This is a genomic window from Streptomyces sp. LS1784, assembly GCF_020103755.1.
Classification (GTDB): domain Bacteria; phylum Actinomycetota; class Actinomycetes; order Streptomycetales; family Streptomycetaceae; genus Kitasatospora.
The window spans coordinates 1-5,045 of sequence record NZ_JAHSQD010000577.1 but is presented as its reverse complement, the minus strand read 5'-3'; the positions used below and the strand labels follow the sequence as shown (position 1 = coordinate 5,045).

The following is a 5,045-nucleotide window of genomic DNA, read 5'->3' as shown; positions in this document are numbered from 1 at the left end:
GCGTCGGCCAGGGGGACGGCCCGCAGCCCGGCGCCCGCGGCCGAGGAGGCGCTGAGGACGGCCACACCCGCGCCGCGCTCGGCGAGCCGGAGCAGCGCGACCGGGGAGCTGGCCTCGATGTCCACCCGCGGGTCGAGGCCGAGCCGGCGGCAGGAGTCCTGGTAGGCGGCGCGGATCCCGGTGCCCGGGGACAGGCAGAGGATCTTCTCGCCCCACAGGTCGGCGAGTCGCAGCTGCGCCCGGTCGAGGGGGTGCCCGGCGGGCACGACGGCGGCGATCGGCTCGTCGACGGCGACGGCGGCCTCCAGGCCCGGGGAGACCTCGCCCGCGTAGCCGATCAGGGCCAGGTCGAGGGAGCCGGCCAGCACCTGCGCCTGGAGGTCCGCGGAGTGCCCCTCGTGCAGGCTGAGTTCGATGCCGGGGTGGCTGCGGCCGAGGTCGGCGACGGTGTCCAGGAACGGCGGGATCGAGCAGCCCGTGATCATGCCGAGCCGGACCCGGCCGCGGACGGCGTCGGCGAACTCGGCGGCGGTGTGCCGGATGGCGTCGAGGGTGGCCAGGGCGTTCTTCGCCAGCGGCAGGACCGCCTCGCCGGCCGGGGTGAGACGCACCTGCCGGCCGGCCCGGTCGAGCAGCTGCTGGCCCAGTTCGCGCTCCAGCTTGGCCACTTGGGTGCTGATGCCGGACTGGCTCACGTGCAGCCGGGCAGCGGCGGCGGTGAAGGTGCCCTCGTCGACCACGGCGGCGAAGTAGCGCAGCTGGTGCATCTCCATGACCGGTGACGATATTCGACCGGCGCGCCGTCCGCCCGGCCGATCGGCCCCGCCGGATGAACGACTGCGGCCCGCCGGTCACACGCCCGGCGCACCCTTCTTCCATCACTGGCAGAGATGGAAGGCATCTGATTCATCTGTTGGACCGATGGTGGAGTGGTCGGGAGGATGGACGCATGACGACGACGAAGAGTGCGCGTGAGCTTGCCGAGACCTACTTCGCCGCCTGGGAGGCGGGCGAGTTCGAGACCATCCGGGAACTGCTGGCCGACGACGTCGACTTCGTCGGGGCGCTGGGGACGGCCTCCGGGGTGGAGGAGGCGCTGGCCGGGCTGAAGGGGCTCGGGCAGGTGTTGGAGAAGATCGACGTGAAGGTCCGGGTGACCGAGGGCGACGAGGTGATCACCTGGTTCGAGCTGTGCACGACCATCGCCCCACCGGCGCCGACGGCGAACTGGATGCACGTCGAGAACGGCAGGATCACCCGGATCCGGGTCACCTTCGACCCCCGCGGCCTGCTGGCCGGCATCGAGAAGAAGGCCTGAGGGCGGGGGCAGGCCACCGGCAGCGGCCCTACCCGACCTGCTTCTGCACGTACCTGGTCGTGAAGCCCAGGACCGCCACGTACCGGCCCTCGGCGGGCCCCGTGACCTCGCTCGGCCGCACGGGCTGCCAGGTCAGGTACTCGGACCGCTGCCCCTCGTCGTTCCGGTAGCGCCGGCTGCCGTACTTCTCGTACCAGTGGTCCTCGCCGGAGGTCAGGAGTTCGGGGCCCGGCGGCCGGGCGACACTCACGGCCAGCGCCGTCCGCACCGCCTCGCCCGTCGACAGCTCGAACTCCACGGACGGGGCGATCGGCCTGGCCGCCGCCTCCGCGACCTCCTCCGGGGTCGCGTCGGCGGGCAGCTGGTGGGCGTACTGGTCGGCCGCGACCAGGCCCTCCCACCGCTGCGAGCTCCGCCAGCCCTGGTCGGCAAGGTAGCGGTCCAGGTCGGCGAGCCGGGAGCGGACGTCGCTCCCGTCGAAGGCCAGGTACACGTTCACGGTCCGCTCGCAGGCCACCGGCAGCCACTTGCCCCGGATCCACAGGTCGCCGCGGTAGTCGGCCCGGCACACGTCGACCGTCGACCTCCCCAACGCCTGGGCCCACGGCAGCAGTTCGGGCAGCCGGTCGACCCGGCCGGCCATCCGCTCCTCGGCCGCCCGGCGGGCCTCCCCGGTCTCCGGGGCCTGTGCCAGCCCCGGGACGTCCGGCGGGGCCGGAATGGCCGTGGCGCGGTAGTGCCGCCACCCCGCCCAGCCGCCGAACACGACCGCCACCCCCAGGACCGCGATCAGCACCCATCGCAGCCAGAACCGAACCACACCCAACCCCCGGTCTCCGCCCACCCCGCCCGGGGCATCGTACGGGCGCGAACGCGGTACCGGACGGGCGGTGCCGGTGAAAAGCCGTCCCGCACGGGAAGCCGGCGGATCCGACTTCCCGTGCGGGACCGGCGTTCAGGCCTTTCCGCCGCCCTGCCGGGCGGCGCGCCCACCGGCGGATCCGGGCAGCCGGGCGTGACGGTCACCCGCCGGAGCGGATCGGCTCGCCCGTCCGGTGCAGATGGGCGAAGATCTCCCGGTAGGAGCGGAACAGGCCCGCCTCGCAGTACGGGACGCCCTTCTCGGCGCAGAACTCCCGGGTGATCCGGGCGGCCCGCCCGAGCGCCGGGGTCGGCATGCTGGGGAACAGGTGGTGCTCCACCTGGTAGTTGAGGCCGCCCATCAACGAGTCGATGACCATTCCGCCGCGGACGTTGCGCGAGGTGAGCACCTGGCGGCGGAGGAAGTCGAGCTTCATCTCCGGCGTCACCATCAGCATGCCCTTGTGGTTCGGGGCGAAGACGGAACCCAGGTAGACACCGATCAGCGCCTGGTGCACGGCGAGGAAGGCGACCGCCTTGCCCGCCGGGAGCGCGGCGAACACCAGGCCGAAGTAGGCCGCGAAGTGGACCACCAGCAGCACGCCCTCCAGCACCGGGCGCTTCATCACGGGGCTGCGCAGCGCACGGAAGCTGTTGAAGCTGAGGTTGAGGCCCTCCAGCAGGAGCAGCGGGACGAACAGGTACGCCTGCCGGCGGCCGATGAACCGGGCGAGGCCGCTCGCCTGCCGGGCCTGCCGCTTGGACCACACCAGGAGTTCGGGGGCGACGTCCGGGTCCCGCTCCTCGTGGTTCGGGTTGGCGTGGTGGCGGGTGTGCTTGTTCATCCACCAGCCGTAGCTCATGCCCATCAGCAGGTTGGCGGCGATCCGACCGCCGATCTCGCTCGGCAGTCGCCGGTCGAAGACCTGACGGTGTGCCAGGTCGTGGGAGAGCAGGCCGATCTGGGCGAAGACGACGGACATCGCCGCCGCCAGGCCCAGCTGCCACCAGGTGTCGCCCAGCGCGAACAGGGCGTACCAGCCGCCGAGGAAGGCGGCGACCACCAGGCCCGCACGGACGGCGTAGTAGCCGGGGCGCCGGTCGAGCAGGCCCTCGGCGGCTATCCGGCGGGTCAACTGGGCGAAGTCGCTGCCGCCGCTCCCCGGCCGGGGGGAGGGGGCTTCGGGCGCTTCGGTCGTCATCACGGGCTGCGCGGGCATGCCCAGAGTCTGGTGCGGCCGGCCCGTCCGCAGAACGGGGAAAGCACCCGTCCCGTACGGGTGTTAACCCCCTTGCCGCGAGGGGTGCCGGCCCGCCTCGGCGACCGGCGGCGCGGGGCCGTCAGCCCGCCACCGGCCGCCCGAACAGTTCGTCCAGGTGGTACGCGAGGACCGCGAGCGCCTGCTCGCCGGTGCGCTGGCCGCCCAGGACGCTGGAGCCGAGCCCGTTGACCATCGCCAGCAGCCCGGCCGCGACCGCCTCGACGTCCCGCTCCGGCCCGATCTCCCCGGCCTGCTGCGCCGCGCGGAGCTGCTTGGCGAGGAAGCCCTCCAGCACCACCGGCGGCTGCGCCGCCTGCTTCTCCAGCACCTCGGGGTCGCCGAGCACCAGCGTGTAGTACGCCGCGTACGTCCTGGTGATCCGGCGGCTCTCGGCGTCCGTCGGCAGGATGCAGGACAGGATCGCCGTCACCACCTCCCGGGGGGCCCGCGCCTGGCCGATCCACCGCTCCATCCGGGCCTGGAGCTGGGTGCCGAGCCTCGCCAGGGCGTCCAGCAGCAGGCCCTCCTTGGTCGTGAAGTAGTACTGCACGAGCCGCAGTGAGACCCCGGCCTCCGTCGCGACCGCCCGCATGCTGGCGGACTGCAGGCCCTGGGTGTCGGCGATGCGCAGCAGGGCCTCGGCGATCTGCCGCCGGCGTTCCTCGTGGTCGACCTTCGCGGTCATTCCGGCCTCCGTAGCTGGACCCGACGGTCGGGCCCGACGGTCGGGCCCGCTTCGCTTGGTACACCCGTATCATGCATGTGATACACATGTACCATGCGAATCAGCGAGTTCACGAACGGCAAGGCCGAAGCCCGCTTCCGCGCCGCGTACGAGCGCGCGCTGACCGAACTCCGGCCGGAGCCGTGGACGGCGCTCGACGTCCCCACCGGCTACGGCACCACCCGCGTGTACCGCACCGGCCGCACCGATCCCGTCGAGGGGCGGCCGATCGTGCTGCTGCCCGGCTCCGGCGGCAACGCGCTGATGTGGCACCGCCACCTCGACGCCCTCGCCGCCCGGCACCCCGTGATCGCCGTGGACACCGTCGGCGAACCGGGCGCCAGCGTGCAGAGCACCCCCATCGCGGACGGCCGCGACGCCGCCGACTGGCTGGAGGAGCTGCTCACCGCCCTCGACCTGCCCGCCGCCCACCTGGTCGGCTGCTCCTACGGCGGCTGGATCGCCCTCAACCACCAGATCCACCACCCCGGCCGGGCCGCCGCCCTCACCCTGGTCGAAACGGCGGGCCTGGCCGACCTGGACCGCCGCTTCTACACCTGGCTCATCCTCGGCGGCCTCGCCGCCATGGCCCCGCGCCCGCTGCGCCCCCGGCTGGCCCGGCTGGTCGGCAACAGCGCCGTCCTGGAGACCGAGCTGATGGCGCTGGTCCGCGCCTCGACGGGCTTCCGCCGCCGGCTGCCCCCGGCCGCCACCCTCACCGACGAGGAGCTCGGCCGGCTCACCGCCCCCGCCCTCTTCCTCCTCGGCGAGCGCAGCGCCCTGCACGACGCCCGGGCCGTCGCCGACCGCCTGCGCCGGCTGGTGCCGGCCGCCCGGGTCGAGATCGTCCCCGGCGCCGGGCACTCGCTGCCCACCGACG

6 protein-coding genes are annotated in these 5,045 nt (G+C 73.7%); 2 read left to right on the top strand and 4 right to left on the bottom strand.

Translation table 11 applies throughout. The features are described 5' to 3' along the window. A partial coding sequence (locus KS423_RS38115) for a LysR family transcriptional regulator (protein WP_224284317.1) occupies positions 1 to 773 on the bottom strand: 773 nt, incomplete at its 3' end. A gap of 176 nt (positions 774 to 949) precedes the next feature. Between KS423_RS38115 and KS423_RS38110 the strand changes: the two genes are divergently transcribed. Continuing rightward, a complete protein-coding gene (locus tag KS423_RS38110) occupies positions 950 to 1,318 on the top strand; it encodes a nuclear transport factor 2 family protein (protein ID WP_224284316.1) in 369 nt (122 codons plus the stop codon). Positions 1,319 to 1,346: 28 nt separating this feature from the next. Here the strand turns inward: KS423_RS38110 and KS423_RS38105 are convergent, their stop codons facing one another. The 3 genes from KS423_RS38105 to KS423_RS38095 all read right to left on the bottom strand — a co-directional run bounded on the left by KS423_RS38105 (position 1,347) and on the right by KS423_RS38095 (position 4,126). Further along, complete coding sequence (locus tag KS423_RS38105; protein WP_224284315.1) at positions 1,347 to 2,144, bottom strand: hypothetical protein; 798 nt, start codon at positions 2,142 to 2,144, stop codon at positions 1,347 to 1,349. A gap of 196 nt (positions 2,145 to 2,340) precedes the next feature. Beyond that, positions 2,341 to 3,381, bottom strand: coding sequence for an acyl-CoA desaturase (locus KS423_RS38100; protein ID WP_224284318.1), 1,041 nt, complete (start codon positions 3,379 to 3,381; stop codon positions 2,341 to 2,343). Between the two features lie 139 nt (positions 3,382 to 3,520). Continuing rightward, a complete protein-coding gene (locus KS423_RS38095) occupies positions 3,521 to 4,126 on the bottom strand; it encodes a TetR/AcrR family transcriptional regulator (RefSeq protein ID WP_224284314.1) in 606 nt (201 codons plus the stop codon). 93 nt (positions 4,127 to 4,219) lie between these two features. On the opposite strand from KS423_RS38095, the gene KS423_RS38090 reads away from it, so the two are divergent. Then, positions 4,220 to 5,045: alpha/beta fold hydrolase (locus KS423_RS38090; protein ID WP_224284313.1), on the top strand; the 826-nt coding region annotated here is incomplete at its 3' end.